The organism is Streptomyces paradoxus (assembly GCF_014202475.1).
Taxonomy (GTDB): Bacteria; Actinomycetota; Actinomycetes; order Streptomycetales; family Streptomycetaceae; genus Streptomyces; species Streptomyces paradoxus.
Genome location: NZ_JACHGV010000003.1, coordinates 933,482 through 951,947, shown reverse-complemented (window position 1 = coordinate 951,947; position 18,466 = coordinate 933,482). Strand labels below are relative to the sequence as shown.

19 protein-coding genes are annotated in these 18,466 nt (G+C 68.9%); 1 reads left to right on the top strand and 18 read right to left on the bottom strand.

Going from position 1 to position 18,466, the window contains the following annotated elements:
- The first annotated feature begins 87 nt into the window (after positions 1–87).
- Positions 88–1,914: a glycoside hydrolase family 18 chitinase gene (locus tag HNR57_RS14130; protein WP_184560213.1), complete on the top strand. Its 1,827-nt coding sequence runs from the start codon at positions 88–90 to the stop codon at positions 1,912–1,914.
- Between the two features lie 14 nt (positions 1,915–1,928).
- Here the strand turns inward: HNR57_RS14130 and HNR57_RS14125 are convergent, their stop codons facing one another.
- From HNR57_RS14125 to HNR57_RS14040, 18 genes are all read right to left on the bottom strand, one after another.
- Positions 1,929–2,375 carry a DUF2550 domain-containing protein gene (locus HNR57_RS14125; protein WP_030854234.1) on the bottom strand — a complete coding sequence of 149 codons (447 nt, stop codon included), beginning with the start codon at positions 2,373–2,375 and terminating at the stop codon, positions 1,929–1,931.
- A 130-nt stretch (positions 2,376–2,505) separates the two neighbouring features.
- Positions 2,506–2,883 carry a F0F1 ATP synthase subunit epsilon gene (locus HNR57_RS14120; protein WP_053670581.1) on the bottom strand — a complete coding sequence of 126 codons (378 nt, stop codon included), beginning with the start codon at positions 2,881–2,883 and terminating at the stop codon, positions 2,506–2,508.
- A gap of 111 nt (positions 2,884–2,994) precedes the next feature.
- Positions 2,995–4,431 (bottom strand): F0F1 ATP synthase subunit beta, encoded by a 1,437-nt coding sequence (gene atpD / locus HNR57_RS14115; RefSeq protein WP_161368777.1) that lies wholly within the window; start codon positions 4,429–4,431, stop codon positions 2,995–2,997.
- Positions 4,432–5,349 (bottom strand): F0F1 ATP synthase subunit gamma, encoded by a 918-nt coding sequence (locus tag HNR57_RS14110; RefSeq protein ID WP_062929094.1) that lies wholly within the window; start codon positions 5,347–5,349, stop codon positions 4,432–4,434.
- A gap of 20 nt (positions 5,350–5,369) precedes the next feature.
- Positions 5,370–6,959 carry a F0F1 ATP synthase subunit alpha gene (gene atpA, locus HNR57_RS14105; protein WP_184560211.1) on the bottom strand — a complete coding sequence of 530 codons (1,590 nt, stop codon included), beginning with the start codon at positions 6,957–6,959 and terminating at the stop codon, positions 5,370–5,372.
- 126 nt (positions 6,960–7,085) lie between these two features.
- A complete protein-coding gene (locus HNR57_RS14100; protein WP_184560209.1) occupies positions 7,086–7,901 on the bottom strand; it encodes a F0F1 ATP synthase subunit delta in 816 nt (271 codons plus the stop codon).
- Positions 7,898–8,446: a F0F1 ATP synthase subunit B gene (locus HNR57_RS14095; protein WP_142159450.1), complete on the bottom strand. Its 549-nt coding sequence runs from the start codon at positions 8,444–8,446 to the stop codon at positions 7,898–7,900. Before HNR57_RS14095 ends, HNR57_RS14100 begins: the two co-directional genes overlap by 4 nt.
- Before the next feature lie 39 nt (positions 8,447–8,485).
- Complete coding sequence (locus HNR57_RS14090) at positions 8,486–8,722, bottom strand: ATP synthase subunit C-like protein (RefSeq protein ID WP_010040161.1); 237 nt, start codon at positions 8,720–8,722, stop codon at positions 8,486–8,488.
- A gap of 78 nt (positions 8,723–8,800) precedes the next feature.
- Positions 8,801–9,616, bottom strand: a complete 816-nt coding sequence (gene atpB, locus HNR57_RS14085; RefSeq protein WP_481713600.1) for a F0F1 ATP synthase subunit A — start codon at positions 9,614–9,616, stop codon at positions 8,801–8,803.
- A gap of 225 nt (positions 9,617–9,841) precedes the next feature.
- A complete protein-coding gene (locus HNR57_RS14080) occupies positions 9,842–10,279 on the bottom strand; it encodes a Cg1360 family ATP-synthase-associated protein (RefSeq protein ID WP_184560207.1) in 438 nt (145 codons plus the stop codon).
- A 298-nt stretch (positions 10,280–10,577) separates the two neighbouring features.
- Positions 10,578–11,924, bottom strand: coding sequence for an MraY family glycosyltransferase (locus HNR57_RS14075; RefSeq protein WP_184560205.1), 1,347 nt, complete (start codon positions 11,922–11,924; stop codon positions 10,578–10,580).
- A 129-nt stretch (positions 11,925–12,053) separates the two neighbouring features.
- Complete coding sequence (glyA, locus tag HNR57_RS14070) at positions 12,054–13,292, bottom strand: serine hydroxymethyltransferase (protein WP_184560203.1); 1,239 nt, start codon at positions 13,290–13,292, stop codon at positions 12,054–12,056.
- 70 nt (positions 13,293–13,362) lie between these two features.
- The gene (locus HNR57_RS14065) at positions 13,363–14,043 is read right to left on the bottom strand and encodes an arsenate reductase/protein-tyrosine-phosphatase family protein (protein ID WP_184560201.1); all 681 of its coding nucleotides are present in this window, start codon (positions 14,041–14,043) and stop codon (positions 13,363–13,365) included.
- The gene (locus tag HNR57_RS14060) at positions 14,040–14,687 is read right to left on the bottom strand and encodes an L-threonylcarbamoyladenylate synthase (RefSeq protein WP_062929085.1); all 648 of its coding nucleotides are present in this window, start codon (positions 14,685–14,687) and stop codon (positions 14,040–14,042) included. Before HNR57_RS14060 ends, HNR57_RS14065 begins: the two co-directional genes overlap by 4 nt.
- Positions 14,688–14,757: 70 nt before the next feature.
- On the bottom strand, positions 14,758–15,603 hold the full coding sequence (gene prmC, locus HNR57_RS14055; protein WP_184560199.1) for a peptide chain release factor N(5)-glutamine methyltransferase: 846 nt from the start codon (positions 15,601–15,603) through the stop codon (positions 14,758–14,760).
- Between the two features lie 53 nt (positions 15,604–15,656).
- Positions 15,657–16,733: a peptide chain release factor 1 gene (gene prfA / locus HNR57_RS14050; RefSeq protein WP_184560197.1), complete on the bottom strand. Its 1,077-nt coding sequence runs from the start codon at positions 16,731–16,733 to the stop codon at positions 15,657–15,659.
- Between the two features lie 105 nt (positions 16,734–16,838).
- Positions 16,839–17,060, bottom strand: a complete 222-nt coding sequence (gene rpmE / locus HNR57_RS14045) for a 50S ribosomal protein L31 (RefSeq protein ID WP_003992975.1) — start codon at positions 17,058–17,060, stop codon at positions 16,839–16,841.
- A gap of 194 nt (positions 17,061–17,254) precedes the next feature.
- Positions 17,255–18,391: an LCP family protein gene (locus HNR57_RS14040; RefSeq protein WP_184560195.1), complete on the bottom strand. Its 1,137-nt coding sequence runs from the start codon at positions 18,389–18,391 to the stop codon at positions 17,255–17,257.
- Between the last annotated feature and the right edge of the window lie 75 nt (positions 18,392–18,466).

Below are 18,466 nucleotides of genomic sequence, written 5' to 3'. Positions count from 1 at the left end.
GGTGGTCCAGACCTTTCTATTCTCACCGCACCATGAGTGGGCGTGAGGCTCAGTCACGCCCCGACAACTCCATCAAGGAGGCGCAGCATGCGCTTCAGACACAGAGCCGCGGCAGGGTTCGCGACCCTGTTGCTCCCCTTCGCCGGCCTCGTCGGCCTGGCGAGCCCGGCCCAGGCAGCCACGTCCGCCACCGCGACCTACGCCAAGACCCAGGACTGGGGCTCCGGCTTCGAGGGCAAGTGGACGGTGAAGAACACCGGCACCGCGACCCTCAGTTCCTGGACCGTCGAGTGGGACTTCCCCTCCGGTACCTCCGTCACCTCCTCCTGGGACGCCGACGTCACCTCCTCCGGCACCCACTGGACCGCGAAGAACAAGTCCTGGAACGGCACCCTGGCCCCCGGCGCCTCCGTCTCCTTCGGCTTCAACGGCAGCGGCTCGGGCTCCCCGGCGAACTGCAAGCTCAACGGCGGCAGCTGCGACGGCGGCACCACGGAACCCGGCGACAGCGCGCCGGGCGCCCCCGGCACCCCGACCGCCTCCGGCATCACCGACACCTCGGTGAAGCTGACCTGGTCCGCCGCCACCGACGACAAGGGCGTCAAGAACTACGACGTCCTGCGCGACGGCTCCAAGGTCGCCACCGTGACGGCGACCTCGTACACGGACACCGGCCTGACCAAGGGCACGGACTACTCCTACTCCGTCCAGGCCCGTGACACCGCCGACCAGACCGGCCCGGTCAGCGGCGCCGTCCGGGTCCGCACCACCGGCGGCACCACCGAGCCCCCGCCCACCGGCGACAAGGTCAAGCTCGGCTACTTCACCGAGTGGGGCGTCTACGGCCGCAACTACCACGTCAAGAACCTGGTGACCTCGGGCTCGGCGTCGAAGATCACCCACATCAACTACGCCTTCGGCAACGTCAAGAACGGCCAGTGCACCGTCGACGACACCTATGCCGCCTACGACAAGGCGTACACCGCCGATCAGTCCGTCAGCGGCACCGCCGACACCTGGGACCAGCCGCTGCGCGGCAACTTCAACCAGCTGCGCCAGCTGAAGGCCAAGTACCCGCACATCAAGGTGCTGTACTCGTTCGGCGGCTGGACCTACTCCGGCGGCTTCGGCCAGGCGGCACAGAACGCGGCCGCCTTCGCCAAGTCCTGCAAGGCCGTCGTGGAGGACCCGCGCTGGGCCGACGTCTTCGACGGCATCGACATCGACTGGGAGTACCCGAACGCCTGCGGCCTGACCTGCGACACGTCAGGCCCGGCGGCCTTCAGAAACCTCTCCCAGGCCCTGCGGAAGGAGTTCGGCCCGGACTACCTGGTCACCGCGGCCATTACGGCCGACGGCTCCTCCGGCGGCAAGATCGACGCGGCCGACTACGGCGGCGCTGCCCAGTACCTCGACTGGTACAACGTGATGACGTACGACTACTTCGGCGCCTTCGACAAGGACGGCCCGACCGCCCCGCACTCCCCGCTCACGTCCTACCCGGGGATCCCGCAGGCGGGCTTCAACTCGGCCGACGCGATCGCCAAGCTGAAGGCCAAGGGCGTCCCGTCCAAGAAGCTCCTGCTCGGCATCGGCTTCTACGGCCGCGGCTGGACCGGCGTCACCCAGTCCGCCCCGGGCGGATCGGCGACCGGCGCGGCTCCGGGCACGTACGAGGCGGGCATCGAGGACTACAAGGTCCTGAAGAACTCCTGCCCGGCCACCGGCACCATCGCCGGCACGGCGTACGCGCACTGCGGCAGCAACTGGTGGTCGTACGACACTCCGGCGACCATCGCGGGGAAGATGAGCTGGGCCAAGAACCAGGGTCTGGGCGGCGCGTTCTTCTGGGAGTTCAGCGGAGACACCGGCAACGGTGAGCTGGTGACAGCGATCGACAACGGGCTGTCGTAAAGAAGTTCGGCGAGTTACGCCACGTTGACGCGCTGACCGGGCGGGGCTGCCTCGAGCCACGCGAGGAAACCGGTCAGCGCGTCTTCGCTCATCGCGAGTTCGAGACGCGTTCCCCGGTGCAGACAGGCCAGGATCACATGGTCGGAGAGGAGCGCCAGCTCCTCCTCACCCTCCGGCACCCGGCGGCCGGCCACCTCGATGGCGGACCGCTCCAGGGTCCGGCGCGGGCGCGGCGAGTACGAGAAGACGCGGTACCACTCGACGCGGTCGCCGTTGTAGCGGGCCACCCCGTACGCCCAGCCCTTGCCGTTGGTGTCACCCTCGGCAGGGGCGTCCCAGCGCAGGCTGGCGTCGAACGTGCCGCCCGACCGCTGGATCAGCCGGCGGCGCAGGCCGAAGACGAACAGGCCCACCACCACGAGGGCCACCACGATTCCGCACACAGTCAGAGCGAGGACCATCGACACCGACCTCCTCGTCTCCTAGGTAACGGAACGTAAAAATCACCCACATCCGCCTCAGCCGCGGCTGGGTCCGGATCTCTCCGGTACCCAGCCGCGGCTGAGTGACGTCATCACACGGCGGACGGAGTCAGCGCGCCGCCGTGGCAGCCCGCAGACGGACGTCCGCGCGGCGCTGGGCCTCCGCGTCGTCCTCCGCCTTCGCGCGCTCGAGCTCCTGCTCCGCGCGCTGGACATCGATCTCGTCCGACAGCTCGGCGACCTCCGCCAGCAGCGAGAGCTTGTCGTCCGCGAACGAGATGAATCCGCCGTGGACCGCGGCGACGACCGTCCCGCCGTCGCTCGTACGGATGGTCACCGGGCCCGACTCCAGCACACCGAGCAGCGGCTGGTGACCGGGCATGACGCCGATGTCGCCGGACGTGGTGCGCGCGACGACCAGGGTGGCCTGGCCGGACCAGACCTCACGGTCGGCCGCGACCAACGCGACGTGCAGCTCAGCAGCCAAGGGTGGCTCCTCGGGTCACCACCCGGCGGGAGTGCCGGGTGTTGGTTACAAGTCTAGTAGGCGTGACAGAGGGGGCGGGACGAACCCCGCCCCCTCCGACGAGCACGGGGCTCAGGAGACGCCGAGCTCCTTGGCGTTGTTCTTCAGGTCCTCGAGACCACCGCACATGAAGAACGCCTGCTCCGGGAAGTGGTCGTACTCGCCGTCGCAGATCGCGTTGAACGCGGCGATCGACTCGTCCAGCGGCACGTCCGAACCGTCCACGCCGGTGAACTGCTTGGCGGCGTGGGTGTTCTGGGACAGGAAGCGCTCCACGCGACGGGCACGGTGGACGACGAGCTTGTCCTCCTCGCCGAGCTCGTCGATACCGAGGATCGCGATGATGTCCTGCAGGTCCTTGTACTTCTGCAGGATGTTCTTCACGCGCATCGCGGCGTTGTAGTGCTCCGCCGAGATGTACCGCGGGTCGAGGATGCGGGACGTCGAGTCCAGCGGGTCCACGGCCGGGTAGATGCCCTTCTCGGAGATCGGACGGGAGAGCACCGTCGTCGCGTCGAGGTGGGCGAAGGTGGTGGCCGGGGCCGGGTCGGTCAGGTCGTCCGCGGGGACGTAGATCGCCTGCATCGAGGTGATCGAGTGACCACGGGTCGAGGTGATGCGCTCCTGGAGGGTGCCCATCTCGTCGGCCAGGTTCGGCTGGTAGCCCACCGCGGAGGGCATACGGCCGAGCAGGGTCGACACCTCGGAACCGGCCTGGGTGAAGCGGAAGATGTTGTCGATGAAGAACAGCACGTCCTGCTTCTGGACGTCACGGAAGTACTCCGCCATCGTCAGGCCGGCCAGGGCCACGCGCAGACGGGTGCCCGGGGGCTCGTCCATCTGGCCGAAGACCAGGGCGGTCTTGTCCAGAACGCCGGACTCTTCCATCTCCGCGATGAGGTCGTTGCCCTCACGGGTGCGCTCGCCGACGCCCGCGAAGACGGAGACGCCCTCGTGGAGGTTGGCGACACGCATGATCATTTCCTGGATCAGCACGGTCTTGCCGACACCGGCACCACCGAACAGACCGATCTTGCCGCCCTTGACGTACGGGGTGAGCAGGTCGACGACCTTCAGGCCCGTCTCGAACATCTCGGTCTTCGACTCGAGCTGGTCGAACGCGGGGGCCTTGCGGTGGATGGACCAGCGCTCGCCCTCGTGGGTCTCGTCGCTGTTCAGCACCTCACCGAGGGTGTTGAACACCTTGCCCTTGGTGAAGTCGCCGACGGGGACGGTGATGCCCGCGCCGGTGTCGGTCACCGGGGCCTGGCGGACCAGACCGTCGGTGGGCTGCATGGAGATGGCGCGGACCAGGCCGTCACCCAGGTGCTGGGCGACCTCCAGGGTCAGCGTCTTCTTCTCGCCCGCGAGCGCCGGGTCGGCGACCTCGACGTGAAGGGCGTTGTAGATCTCGGGCATCGCGTCGACGGGGAACTCCACGTCGACGACCGGGCCGATGACCCGCGCGACGCGGCCCGTCGCCGTGGCCGTCTCAACAGTGGTGGTCATTTATCGGTCACTCCCCGCGGTCGCGTCGGCCAGGGCACTGGCGCCACCGACGATCTCGCTGATTTCCTGGGTGATTTCGGCCTGGCGGGCCTGGTTGGCAAGCCGGGTGAGCGTCTCGATGAGCTCTCCGGCGTTGTCGGTGGCCGACTTCATCGCGCGCCGCGTGGCGGCGTGCTTGGAGGCGGCCGACTGGAGCAGCGCGTTGTAGATGCGGCTCTCGACGTAGCGCGGCAGCAGGGCGTCGAGGACGTCCTCCGCCGAGGGCTCGAAGTCGAACAGCGGGAGGATCTCGCCCTTGGGCTTCGCCTCCTGCTCGACCTCTTCGAGGCTGAGCGGCAGCAGCCGCGCCTCGATCGCCGTCTGCGTCATCATCGACACGAACTCGGTGTAGACGATGTGGAGCTCGTCCACGCCGCCCTCGGCCGTCTCCGTCTCGATCGCCTCGATCAGCGGGGCCGCGACCTTCTTGGCGTCCGCGTACGAGGGCTCGTCGGTGAAGCCCGTGAACGACTCCGCGATCTTGCGCTCGCGGAAGTTGTAGTGGGCGACACCGCGGCGGCCGACGATGTAGCTGACGACCTCCTTGCCCTCGGCCTCCAGCTTCGCCGTGAGCTTCTCCGCGGCCTTGATGGCGTTGGAGTTGAAGGCGCCGGCCAGCCCGCGGTCGCTCGTGAGGAGCAGGACCGCGGCGCGGGTCGGGTTCTCCGGCTCAGTCGTGAGCGGGTGCTTGGTGTTGGATCCGCCGGCGACCGCCGTGACCGCCCGGGTGAGCTCGGTCGCGTACGGGGTGGAGGCCGCCACCTTGCGCTGCGCCTTGACGACGCGCGAGGCGGCGATCATCTCCATCGCCTTGGTGATCTTCTTGGTCGCGGTGACGGATCGGATGCGACGCTTGTAGACCCGGAGCTGGGCTCCCATGAGTCAGGTCCCTTCCGTCGTCACTTACCGGCAGCCGGGGTGTCCTCGCCGAGCAGCTTGCCGTCGGAGGTCTCGAACTGCTTCTTGAACTCCACGATGGCCTCGGCGATGGCCTGGAGGGTGTCGTCGGACATCTTGCCGCCCTCGCGGATGGAGGTCATGAGGCCCTGCTCCTTGCGGTGCAGGTACTCCAGCAGCTCCTTCTCGAAGCGGCGGATGTCGGCGACGGGGACGTCGTCCATCTTGCCGGTGGTGCCGGCCCAGACGGAGACGACCTGGTCCTCGGTGGCCATCGGCTGGTACTGCGCCTGCTTCAGCAGCTCGACCATGCGCTGACCACGCTCCAGCTGCGCCTTGGACGCGGCGTCCAGGTCGGAACCGAAGGCGGCGAACGCCTCCAGCTCACGGAACTGGGCGAGGTCCACGCGCAGACGGCCGGAGACCTGCTTCATCGCCTTGTGCTGCGCGGAACCACCGACTCGGGAGACGGAGATACCGACGTTCAGCGCGGGGCGCTGACCGGCGTTGAACAGGTCCGACTCCAGGAAGCACTGGCCGTCGGTGATGGAGATGACGTTGGTCGGGATGAACGCCGAGACGTCGTTGGCCTTCGTCTCGACGATCGGCAGACCGGTCATCGAACCGGCACCCATCTCGTCGGAGAGCTTCGCGCAGCGCTCCAGCAGACGGGAGTGCAGGTAGAAGACGTCACCCGGGTAGGCCTCACGGCCCGGCGGGCGGCGCAGCAGCAGCGACACGGCGCGGTAGGCGTCGGCCTGCTTCGACAGGTCGTCGAAGATGATCAGGACGTGCTTGCCCTGGTACATCCAGTGCTGGCCGATGGCCGAACCGGTGTACGGCGCCAGGTACTTGAAGCCGGCCGGGTCGGACGCCGGGGCGGCGACGATGGTCGTGTACTCCAGCGCGCCGGCCTCCTCCAGAGCGCCGCGCACACCGGCGATCGTGGAGCCCTTCTGGCCGATGGCGACGTAGATGCAGCGGACCTGCTTGTTCGGGTCGCCCGAGCGCCAGTTGTCGCGCTGGTTGATGATCGTGTCGACGGCCAGGGCGGTCTTGCCGGTCTGGCGGTCACCGATGATCAGCTGACGCTGGCCACGGCCGATCGGGGTCATCGCGTCGACGGCCTTGTAGCCCGTCTCCATCGGCTCGTGCACCGACTTGCGGACCATGACGCCCGGGGCCTGCAGCTCCAGGGCGCGGCGGTCCTCGGTCTCGATCTCGCCGAGGCCGTCGATCGGGTTGCCGAGGGGGTCCACCACGCGGCCGAGGTAGCCCTCGCCCACCGCGACGGAGAGAACCTCACCGGTACGGGAGACCGGCTGACCCTCCTCGATGCCGCTGAACTCGCCGAGGACGACACAGCCGATCTCGCGCTCCTCGAGGTTGAGGGCGAGACCGAGGCTGCCGTCCTCGAACTTCAGCAGCTCGTTGGCCATGACCGAGGGCAGGCCCTCGACCTTCGCGATGCCGTCGCCGGCGAAGGTGACCGTACCGACCTCCTCGCGCGAGGCCGCGTCCGGCTTGTACGCCTGGACGAAGTTCTCCAGCGCGTCCCGGATCTCCTCCGGCCGGATCGTGAGCTCCGCCATCTGGGTTCCCTGCTCTCCTTGTTGGGCCCGAAGTTTCACTTTGGGGGTCTGGGGGCGACCCCCAGGATTCTTCTGCACGGCCCAACCAGGGCCGTCGTAAGTACGTTGTGCCTATTGAGTTGCTGCTCAGCCGGCGAGCCGGCGGCTGGCGTCCTCGATGCGGTCCACCAGGGCGCCGTTGATGACCTCGTCGCCGACCTGCACCCGGATACCGCCGAGGACCTCGGGGTCCACGTCCAGATTGAGGTGCATCCGGCGGCCGTAGAGCTTCGCGAGGGCGGCGCCCAGGCGCTGCTTCTGCGGGTCGCTCAGCGGCACCGCCGAGGTGACGATGGCCACCATGCGGTCCCGACGCTCGGCGGCGAGCTTGGACAGGGACTCGAGTCCCGACTCCAGGCTACGTCCCCGCGGCGCGGTCACAAGGCGCGTGACCAGACGCTCGGTGGTCGACTGCGCCCGGCCGCCGAGCAGGCTGCGCAGCAGCTCGCCCTTGGCCGAGGTGGTGGCCTTGCGGTCGGTCAGCGCGGCGCGCAGCTCGGTGCTGCCGGAGACGATCCGGCCGAACCGGAACAGCTCGTCCTCGACGTCGTCGAGCTTGCCGGCCTGCTGGGCGGCCGTGAGGTCGGCGGTGTTGGCCAGCACCTCCAGCGCGTCCACCAGGTCGCGGGACTGCGACCAGCGGGAGCGCACCATGCCGGCCACCAGGTCGGCGGCGGGGCCGCTGACCTGGGTGGCGAGCAGGCGCTGGGCCAGCTCTGCCTTGGCCTCTGCGGCCTGCGCCGGGTCGGTGAGGACCCGACGCAGCGACACCTCGCGGTCGAGCAGCGCGGTGACGGCGGCCAGCTCGTCGGCGAGCGAGCCCGCGTTCACGGACGTGGAGTCCGTCAGCGCGTCGAGACGCTCACGTGCGGCTGCCAGGGCCTCGCGGCTCGCTCCGTTCATCGTCCGGCCTCGGCCTTCTCCTCGAGCTCGTCGAGGAACCGGTCGATCACGCGGCTCTGGCGGGCGTGGTCCTCGAGGGACTCCCCGACGAGCTTGCCGGCCAGGTCGGTGGCGAGCTTGCCGACGTCCTGGCGCAGCGCCGAAGCGGCGGCCTTGCGGTCGGCCTCGATCTGGGAGTGACCGGCGGCGACGATCTCCTCGCGCTGACGCTGGCCCTCGGCCCGCATCTCGGCGATGAGCGTGGCACCCTGCTCCTGCGCCTCCTGGCGCAGGCGCGCGGCCTCGTGCCGGGCCTCGGCGAGCTGTGCCTTGTACTGCTCAAGGACGCTCTGGGCCTCGACCTTCATGGTCTCGGCCTCTTCGATACCGCCTTCGATCGCCGCGCGGCGCTCCTCCAGAACCTTGTTGATGTTCGGAAGCAGCTTCTTCCAGAAGAAGAAGAACACGATGGCGAAGGCGATGGTGCCGACGAGCAGCTCGGGGCCCGGAGGAACGAGCGGGTTCTGCTCTTCCTCGGCCGCCAGCTGCACCAGGTTGGCGATCACATCAGTGCCTTTCGTCGAAACGTGTCGGTGAGCAGGTAATTACTGACCGAACACGAACGGCATAACGATGCCGATGAGGGCGAGCGCCTCACAGAAGGCGAAGCCCAGGATCTGGTTGGCGCGGATCAGGCCGGCGGCCTCGGGCTGGCGGGCCAGGGCCTGGGTGCCGTTACCGAAGATGATGCCGACGCCGATGCCGGGGCCGATGGCGGAGAGGCCGTAGCCGATGGAGCCGAGCGAACCGGAGACAGCGGCGAGGGTCTCAGTGGCAGCCATGCTGTTTCTTCCTTCTCTTTCACGGACCGGCGGGGGTTGGCCACCGGACGTTCTTGGGATCTTGCGGGGGTGAGGGGCTCAGTGGTGCTCGGCCAGAGCGCCCTGGATGTACGTGCAGGCGAGGAGTACGAAGACGTACGCCTGGACGGCCTGCACGAAAAGCTCGAAGACGATCATGGCCATGGTCATCACGAAGGAGATACCGGCCGCCGGGATCATCCAGCTGTTCAGCAGGTACCAGGAGGCGACGGTGAACATGACCAGCATCAGGTGACCGGCGAACATGTTCGCGAACAGTCGGACGGCGTGCGTGAACGGCCGGACGAGCAGGTTCGAGAAGAACTCGATGATCATCACGAGCGGCAGCACCGGGCCGAGCGACTTGTCGTAGCCGGTGATGTTCTTGAAGAACCCGACGAAGCCGTGCCGCTTGAAGGTCAGCGAGACCCAGGTCACGTAGACGACCGCGGCGAGGACCGCCGGGTAGGCGATGACCGACGACACCGGGAACTGCGCCAGCGGGATCACGGACCAGATGTTCATGATCCAGATGAAGAAGAACAGCGAGACCATCAGTGGGACGTACTTCTCGCCCTCCTTCTTTCCGAGGGTCTCGTAGACGATGCCGCGGCGGACGAAGTCGTATCCGGCCTCACCGACCATCTGCAGCTTGCCGGGCACCACCTTGGCCTTGCCGAAGGCAGCCCAGAAGAAGCCGATGACGAGGATGGTGGTGATGATGGCGAGCAGCATCACCTTGTTGAACTCGTACCCTCCAACCGTGGCAATCGGCTTGAAGAGGAACGAGTGCAGGCCCGGTGCCGGAAAACCACACCCGTCGGACATGATCCGACAGCTCCAGTCAAAGGCGAGCTGGGTCTGGTCAGCACTCACCGCGGGCTCCTTCGGCGTGACGCATAGGTACGGCAACCTCGTTGTGTCGGCGCGGCGCGCAGCCGCGGATCGGCACCGGACTGGTGTTACGGATGTGAGGGCGGCTGGGGGGCATCGAGCCTCGCGTTCGAGCAGGCGTCAGCTCAGATGCCCGCGCCCGCGATGCCGCAGTTGGCACCGGACGATAGCAGGAGTTCCTACTGCCCTTTATCGCGCCCCTACTCGTCACGACGACGGTCCGGTCTTCTCGGGCTTCTCACTCTTCTCGGAGTCCGGGTCGATGTAGAAGATCTTGGCCTTCATATGCGCACGGGCCTGCGCGGCCATCCACACGACGGTGGCGATGACGAGCCCGAGGGCGAACGTCTTCGCGTTGAAGAGAGAGGTGTCCTTGAAGAGGGCGACGAAGATCAGGAGAAGCAGCAACTGGGCGACATAGAGCATCAGCCCCATGGCCTGGAACAACTGCGGGAGCGTTTTTGCCGTCCACTGGAGAACGTACAGACCGACCCCCATGAAGAGGATGGCCAGGACGGTCCCGACGGCCGCTCCGATGGCTCCCTTGCCGCCGGCCACCACGCCACTGACGGCGACCGCGACCACACCGGCAGCGGCTGTGGGTACAGCGCATTGCACGAGGTTCCGGGCGTCATTGGACGGCATGGCGGCAACTCCGCTTTCGCAGGGGGCAGGGGTGTCGTCATGGACGAGCGTAGTCCCGGGCTGAGTGGAGACCTCACGCCAATGGACCGTCGCACTGGGGTCCTTCGGCTCTATCCGGGGGGTTCTCGTGAACCGTATCACAAACTATTTGATGCAGTCTTTACCTGGAGGTGTGCGGACTGTCACACATGAGAGTGAACTTGCGCGTCTGAGCGGGAACAGTGCCGAGATGTCTGGTATTGGGGCGCTTCGCACCCCCATCGCAACCCCACGACTTGGCAATGCTCTAGTCAGATTCTTACCTTGTCCCCGCCTTGCGCCGGTCGGCCAGGCGCGAACGGGGGCCGATGGCGGTCGCCCCGTTGACACCGGCGACCCCGGACACCACAGGGGTGCGGTTCTCGGCCCCGGCGGCGGCATGCTGCTCCGCCGCGGACGCGGGGGTGGACGCCTCCGGTGCGAGGGCCGCGACCGAGCCGCTGCGCCGGTAGCGCGGCGGGACGAAGCGCTCCATCCAGCGCGGCGCCCGCGGCGTGAAGCGCGGCAGCAGAAGCAGCAGGAGCCCGATCGCGCTGAGGAAGACCACACCCAGGACGATCCACATGGACGCCGAGTTGACCGAGTAGGCGAGGGCGCCGAAGGCGATCAGCGCGGACCAGAAGTACATGATGAGCACCGCGCGGCTGTGCGAGTGGCCGATCTCCAGCAGCCGGTGGTGCAGGTGGCCGCGGTCGGCGGCGAACGGGGACTGGCCGCGCCAGGTGCGCCGCACGATCGCCAGGATCAGGTCGGCGGCCGGCACCGCGATGATCGTCAGCGGCAGCAGCAGCGGGATGTAGACGGGGACCGTCTGGTGCACGGCCTCCTTCTCGGACCCCACGTACAGGTTGAGCGCGTCCGGGTCGACCTGCCCCGTGACGGAGATCGCGCCAGCGGCCAGGACCAGACCGATCAGCATGGAGCCCGAGTCGCCCATGAAGATCCGCGCCGGGTGCATGTTGTGCGGCAGGAAGCCCAGGCACATGCCCATCAGGATCGCCGAGAAGAGGGTGGCCGGGGCGGCGGCCTCGATGCCGTACGAGTACCAGATGCGGTAGGCGTACAGGAAGAACGCCGTGGCCGCGATGCAGACCATGCCGGCCGCGAGGCCGTCCAGGCCGTCGACGAAGTTGACCGCGTTGATCGTGATGACGACCAGGGCGACCGTGAGCAGGGTGCCCTGCCACTGGGTGAGCGCGACCGAGCCCACACCCGGGATCGGCAGCCACAGGATCGTCAGACCCTGCACGACCATCACACCCGCGGCGATCATCTGGCCGCCCAGCTTGATCAGGGCGTCGATCTCGAACTTGTCGTCCAGCACGCCGATCAGCCAGATCAGCGCAGCCCCGGACAGCAGCGCCCGGGGTTCGTTCGACGTCTCGAAGACCTGGTTGAGGTTGGTCAGGTGGTCGGCGACCAGCAGGCCCGCGCACAGGCCGAAGAACATCGCGATACCGCCGAGGCGCGGAGTGGGCTCCCGGTGCACGTCACGTGCCCGGATCTCCGGCATCGCTCCGGCCACGATCGCGAACTTCCGTACCGGCCCTGTCAGCAGATACGTCACCGCGGCCGTGACGCAGAGCGTCAGGAGGTATTCACGCACGGGCTTCCCCACAGGTCTCGCTGGCCATCACAGCCCCACACCCTAGCGATGCGCGCATATGAGTGGGGACTTCCGGGTAGCGACGATGGTTGCACGGGTGGCTGTGCACCCTGATGCGCTTACCCCGGCTCACGCCGGATACGGCGGAAATCCACCGGCCAGCTCCCGCACATCTTCACGGGCTCTTGAGGGATCCGTCACGCCCCCGAGCACCCCGGCGAGCAGCCCGGCGATCCGGGCCATCTCCGCCTCGCCCATGCCCTGCGTGGTGACCGCGGCCGTGCCGAGCCGCAGCCCCCGGGCATCGCCGTGCGGCAGGGCGCAGCAGTCCATGACCAGGCCGGACGCGGCAAGACGGCCCCGGGCCGTGCGCCCGTCGACGCCGAGGGGCGCCGGGTCGGCGGTGATCAGGTGGGTGTCCGTGCCGCCGGTGGTGACGACCAGGCCCGCCGCGGCCAGCCGGGCCGCCAGAACCCGCGCATTCGCCACCACCTGATGGGCGTACGCGGCGAACGCCGGTGTTGCCGCCTCCCCGAACGCGACCGCCTTGGCGGCGATGGTGTGCATCTGCGCACCGCCCTGTGTGAAAGGGAACACCGCCCGGTCGACGCGCTCGGCCAGCTCCGCCCGGCACAGGATCAGACCGCCGCGCGGGCCCCGCAGCACCTTGTGGGTGGTCCCGCAGACGATGTCCGCGTACGGCACCGGGTTCGGGGCCGCTCCCCCGGCGACGAGCCCGAGGGGGTGCGCGGCGTCCGCGATGAGGTAGGCGCCCACCTCGTCGGCGACCTCGCGGAAGAACGCGTAGTCGAGGTGCCGGGGGTAGGCGATCGAGCCGCACACGATCGCCTTGGGCCGGCGCGTGCGGGCCAGGGTGCGCACCTGCTCGTGGTCCATGAGCCCCGACTCGGCGTCCACGCCGTACCCGACGAAGTCGAACCAGCGGCCGGAGAAGTTCGCGGGCGAGCCGTGGGTGAGGTGCCCGCCGTAGGGCAGGCCGAGCGCGAGGACGGTGTCGCCGGGGCGGAGCAGGGCGGCGTAGGCGGCGAGCACCGCCGAAGAGCCCGAGTGGGCCTGGACGTTGGCGTGGTCGGCGCCGAACAGGGCCTTCGCCCGCTCCACGGCGAGGCGCTCGGCGACGTCGGCGATCTCGCAGCCGCCGTGGTGCCGCGCCCCCGGATAGCCCTCGGCGTACTTGTTGGCGAGCGGTGAGCCGAGGGCGGCCAGCACGGCCCGGGAGGTGAAGTTCTCGGCGGCGATCAGCTGGAGCGTGGTCGACTGCCGATCCCGCTCGCCGAGCAGGAGGTCGGCGAGCTCGGGGTCCTGGCGGCGCAGGACGTCGGCCTCGATGGCAGGGGTGACCGTCATGATGGGCTCCGGCGGCGTCGACGGTGACGTACGTCCAATGTAGGCCCGGGGCCCCGGGGGCGCTCGGCTGCTACATCTTTGCGGGGACGCCCGTCAGAGCGGTGACGACCGGATCGAGTGCCTGGTGTATCTCGTCGCCGATGGACCGGAAGAACGTCAGGGGCGCCCCGTACGGGTCGTAGACCTCGTCCGCCTCGGCGGTCGGCGCCAGCAGCCACCCGCGTAGAGCGGCCGCGGCCCGGACCAGCGCACGCGCGCGGACGACCACGCCCTCCTCCAAGGGAGGCAGGGTCGCCGGGTCGATGGCCTTGACCAGGCGGGTGAACTCCTTGAGCGTGAACGTCCGCAGGCCCGCGGAGTGGCCCATGGAGATGACTTGCGCCCGGTGGTCCCTGGTGGCGGTCAGCACCAGGTCGGCGCGGATCACGTGCTCGTCGAGGAGCTCGCGCCCGGTGAAGCCGGAGGCGTCCGCGCCGAAGTCGGCCAGGACGGTCTCCGCGTGGGACTCCATGGGCGCGCCCTCGTGGCCCCAGGTGCCCGCGCTCTCCACGATCAGCCCGCCGCCCAGGATGCCGAGCCGCTCCCGCACCGCATGGCGGGTCAGCCGCTCGGTGATGGGCGAGCGGCACACGTTGCCGGTGCTGACGTGGAGGATGCGGAAGCTGTCGCGCGGAAGTCCCACGAAGGTCGTCGTGATCTCCGCCGCGCTTTCCCCGTTGCCTATGCCACGCCCCGATCCAGGGGCCGTCAATTCGCCACCTCGAGGTCGGGTACGACCTTTCGCAGCTCGTCCGCCGAGATGGCGCCCGCGCGCAGCAGCAGCGGCACCTCACGGGTCACGTCGACGATCGACGACGGCACGATGCCGGGGGTCGGGCCGCCGTCGAGGTAGACGGAGACGGAGTCGCCGAGCATCTCCTGCGCGGCGTCGCAGTCCTCCGGCGCCGGGTGGCCGGTCAGGTTGGCGGAGGAGACGGCCATGGGGCCGACCTCGGTCAGCAGTTCGATGGCGACAGGGTGCAGGGGCATGCGCACGGCGACCGTGCCCCGGGTGTCCCCGAGGTCCCACTGGAGGGACGGCTGGTGCCGGGCGACGAGCGTCAGGGCGCCCGGCCAGAACGCGTCGACCAGCTCCCAGGCCAGCTCGGAGAAGTCCGTGACGAGGCCGTGCAGCGTGTTCGGGGAGCCGATGAGGACGGGAGTGGGCATGTTGCGCCCCCGGCCCTTCGCCTCCAGCAGGTCGGCGACCGCCTCCGAGGAGAACGCGTCGGCGCCGATGCCGTACACCGTGTCCGTCGGCAGCACCACGAGCTCGCCACGGCGGACGGCGGACGCTGCCTCGCGCAGACCGGTCACACGGTCGGTCGCGTCGTTGGTGTCGTATCGCCGTGCCATCTTTAGCTGGCCTCCTCGTACACGTGCTGCTGGGATGAAGTCCGCGAAGAGCGCGGGGTGCCCGGGGTGGTCACGGCAGTGCCTTGCGGGCCGTGGCGAAGCGCGGGCGGTTGTTGAGGTCCGGGTGGTCGGCCGCGTCGGTCCAGCCGCGGTCCTCGGCGAAGATCCACGGCACCTGGCCGCCCTGGGTGTCGGCGTGCTCGACGACGACCACGCCGCCCGGCCGCAGCAGCCGGTGCGCGGTGCGTTCCAGGCCGCGGATGAGGTCCAGGCCGTCCTCGCCCGAGAAGAGGGCCAGGTCGGGGTCGTAGTCCCGCGCCTCGGGGGCGACGTACTCCCACTCGGTGAGCGGGATGTAGGGCGGGTTGGTGATGACCAGGTCGACCAGGCCGTCGAGGTCCGGGAAGGCCGTCAGCGCGTTGCCCTGCCGCAGGTCGACCCTGGATCCCTCGACGTTCTTGCGGGTCCACTTGAGGGCGTCCTCGGACAGCTCCACGGCGTGCACGCGCGAGCGCGGCACCTCCTGGGCGAGGGCGAGCGCGATGGCGCCGGAGCCGGTGCACAGGTCGACGATGCACGGCTCGACGACGTCCATGGCCCGTACGGCGTCTATGGCCCAGCCGACGACGGACTCCGTCTCGGGCCGCGGCACGAACACCCCGGGGCCGACCTGGAGTTCCAGGTAGCGGAAGTAGGCGCGCCCGGTGATGTGCTGGAGCGGTTCGCGGGCCTCGCGGCGGGCGATGACCTCCCAGTAGCGGGCGTCGAAGTCGGAGTCCTTGACGGAGTGCAGCTCGCCGCGCTTGACGCCGTGCACGAACGCGGCGAGTTCCTCCGCGTCGGTACGCGGCGAGGGCACGCCGGCGTCGGCGAGCCGCTGGGTGGCCTGGGCCACCTCCGCGAGCAGCAGGTTCACGCAAGTCCTCCGTATTACTCGTACGTGATCACTCGTACGTGCTCGTGCCTGCCTTACGCAGCCGCCAGCTTCGCCGCCGAGTCCGCGTCGACGCAGGCCTGGATCACCGCGTCGAGGTCGCCGTCCAGGACCTGGTCCAGGTTGTACGCCTTGAAGCCGACGCGGTGGTCGGAGATGCGGTTCTCCGGGAAGTTGTAGGTGCGGATCTTCTCGGAGCGGTCGACGGTGCGGACCTGGCTGCGGCGGGCGTCGGCCGCCTCCCTCTCCGCTTCCTCCTGCGCCGCCGCGAGCAGCCTGGAGCGCAGGATACGCAGTGCCTGCTCCTTGTTCTGCAGCTGGCTCTTCTCGTTCTGGCAGGAGGCGACGACTCCGGTCGGGATGTGCGTGATGCGCACGGCAGAGTCGGTGGTGTTGACGGACTGTCCGCCGGGCCCGGAGGACCGGTAGACGTCGATGCGGAGGTCGTTGGGGTTGATCTCGACCTCAACCTCCTCGGCCTCGGGCGTGACGAGCACACCGGCCGCGGAGGTGTGGATCCGGCCCTGGGACTCCGTGGCGGGCACGCGCTGCACGCGGTGCACGCCGCCCTCGTACTTCATCCGCGCCCAGACGCCCTGGCCCGGCTCGGTGGCGCCCTGGCCGCCCTTGGTCTTCACGGCGACCTGGACGTCCTTGTAGCCGCCCAGCTCCGACTCGGTGGCGTCGATGATCTCGGTCTTCCAGCCGACGCGCTCGGCGTAGCGCAGGTACATGCGCAGCAGGTCGCCGGCGAACAGGGCCGACTCGTCGCCGCCCGCGCCCGCCTTGATCTCCAGGATGACGTCCTTGTCGTCGCTGGGGTCGCGCGGGACGAGCAGGAGGCGCAGCTTCTCCGTGAGCTCCTCGCGCGCCTTCTCCAGCTCCTTGACCTCGGCGGCGAACTCCGGGTCGTCGGCGCCCAGTTCACGCGCGGTCTCGATGTCGTCGCCCGTCTGCGTCCAGGACCGGTACGTGGCGACGATGGGGGTGAGCTCGGCGTAACGCTTGTTCAGCTTGCGCGCGTTGGCCTGGTCGGAGTGGACCGACGGGTCGGCGAGCTTCTTCTCCAGGTCGGCGTGCTCGGCGACGAGTTCCTCGACGGCCTCGAACATCTTGGGCTCCTGTGCGGGACGGGGGTGAAGGGCGGGCGACCAAAAACGCCGGTCCCGGAGCGCCCGGTGAGGGGGCGCTTCCATGGACCGGCGGAATGGGGCTCGCTACTTCTTGGAGCCGGCGGCCTTGCCGAAGCGGGCCTCGAAGCGGGCCACACGGCCACCGGTGTCGAGGATCTTCTGCTTGCCCGTGTAGAACGGGTGGCACTCGGAGCAGACATCGGCGCGGATGGTGCCGGACTCGATGGTGCTGCGGGTGGTGAACGACGCGCCACAGGTGCAGCTGACCTGCGTCTCGACGTACTCGGGGTGGATGTCGCGCTTCAAGGTGTCTCCTAGGTTCGGGAGGGCGCCGGGTCGCTGCCGCGGGGTGCGGGAGCGTGAACCGGAGCCGACGTACCAGTCTGCCAGGACTGGGGCCATCCCCCAAAACCGGGGGTTGCCGTTGTTTGTTCCCTGCGGGCCGTCCGTGGTTGCCCGCGCCCCGCGGCGGAGCCGCAAATCGATTCAGCCCCGCGCCCCTAAGAGCTGCTCACCACACCCTTCGCTTCACCCGTCGCGGAGCCTTCCGTCGCGCTCTTCGGGATCGGCTTGTCGTCCTCCAGGGCCTTCCAGATCTGGTCGGCCTTCTTCTTCTGGAGGAGGACGCGGTTGGGGTCGGCCGGGTCGTAGGCCACCGGCATCGTGACCATGTGCATGTTGGACGGGCTGATGCCCTTCAGGCCGCTCGCGAAGGAGGCGAGCTTGTTGACCGAGCCGAGGTCGGAGTCGGTCGTCACCGTCTTGGTCGCGGTCTCCGCGAGGTCGAGCAGCTTCTTCGGGTTCGAGAAGACGCCGACGTCCTTGATCTGGTTGACCAGGGCCTTGATGAAGGCCTGCTGGAGCTGGATGCGGCCCAGGTCGGAGCCGTCACCCACGCCGTGTCTGGTGCGGACCAGGCCGAGGGCCTGCTCGCCGTCGAGCGTGTGGGTGCCGGCCTTCAGGTTCAGGTGGCTGTCGGGGTCGTCGATGCTCTTGGTGGTGGTGATCTCGACGCCGCCGAGGTCGTCGATGAGCTTCTGGAAGCCGGCGAAGTCGACCTCCAGGTAGTGGTCCATGCGCAGGTCGGTGATCGACTCGACGGTCTTGACGGCGCAGGCGGCGCCGCCGGTGGAGTACGCGGAGTTGAACATCGCGTTCTGCGCGGCGGGGTGCTCGTTGCCCTGGGTGTCCGTGCAGGCGGGCCGGTCGATGAGGGTGTCGCGCGGGATCGAGACCACGCTGGCCTTCTTGTGGCCCTTGTAGATGTGCACGATCATCGCCGTGTCGGAGCGGGCGCTGCCGTCGTCGGTGCCGCCGCCGAGCTTCTTGTTGCCGCCGGCGCGGGTGTCCGAGCCGAGGACCAGGATGTTCTCGGAGCCGTTGTCGGCCTTCTTGGGCCGGTCGGTGCCGAGGGCCTGGTCGATGTCGACGCTCTTGAGGTTGCCGTTGAGCTTGAAGTACATGTACCCGGCTCCGGCGCCGCCCAGCACGACGATGCCCGCGGCCGTCCAGGCCATGATCATCAAGCCCTTGTGACGCTTCGGGGGCTTACGGCGCCGGCCCTTGCTTCGGTGGCGCGCTCCACTGGTGCCGGTATCGCCCGGTATACCCGGATCAGGCGTGCTCTCGGCGGACATGTACTCCTCAGCTCTTCTACGGTCGGTTACCCCCTGCGGTCAGTGCCAGGCGTGGCCGGAGAAGACCCTTCCTCG

Coding starts and splice junctions, on each gene's coding strand:
- HNR57_RS14130 (WP_184560213.1), top strand. CDS start 88: ATGCGCTTCAGACACAGAGCCGCGGCAGGGTTCGCGACCCTGTTGCTC.
- HNR57_RS14125 (WP_030854234.1), bottom strand. CDS start 2,375: ATGGTCCTCGCTCTGACTGTGTGCGGAATCGTGGTGGCCCTCGTGGTG.
- atpD (WP_161368777.1), bottom strand. CDS start 4,431: ATGACCACCACTGTTGAGACGGCCACGGCGACGGGCCGCGTCGCGCGG.
- HNR57_RS14110 (WP_062929094.1), bottom strand. CDS start 5,349: ATGGGAGCCCAGCTCCGGGTCTACAAGCGTCGCATCCGATCCGTCACC.
- atpA (WP_184560211.1), bottom strand. CDS start 6,959: ATGGCGGAGCTCACGATCCGGCCGGAGGAGATCCGGGACGCGCTGGAG.
- HNR57_RS14100 (WP_184560209.1), bottom strand. CDS start 7,901: ATGAACGGAGCGAGCCGCGAGGCCCTGGCAGCCGCACGTGAGCGTCTC.
- HNR57_RS14090 (WP_010040161.1), bottom strand. CDS start 8,722: ATGGCTGCCACTGAGACCCTCGCCGCTGTCTCCGGTTCGCTCGGCTCC.
- HNR57_RS14080 (WP_184560207.1), bottom strand. CDS start 10,279: ATGCCGTCCAATGACGCCCGGAACCTCGTGCAATGCGCTGTACCCACA.
- glyA (WP_184560203.1), bottom strand. CDS start 13,292: ATGACGGTCACCCCTGCCATCGAGGCCGACGTCCTGCGCCGCCAGGAC.
- HNR57_RS14060 (WP_062929085.1), bottom strand. CDS start 14,687: ATGGCACGGCGATACGACACCAACGACGCGACCGACCGTGTGACCGGT.
- prfA (WP_184560197.1), bottom strand. CDS start 16,733: ATGTTCGAGGCCGTCGAGGAACTCGTCGCCGAGCACGCCGACCTGGAG.
- HNR57_RS14040 (WP_184560195.1), bottom strand. CDS start 18,391: ATGTCCGCCGAGAGCACGCCTGATCCGGGTATACCGGGCGATACCGGC.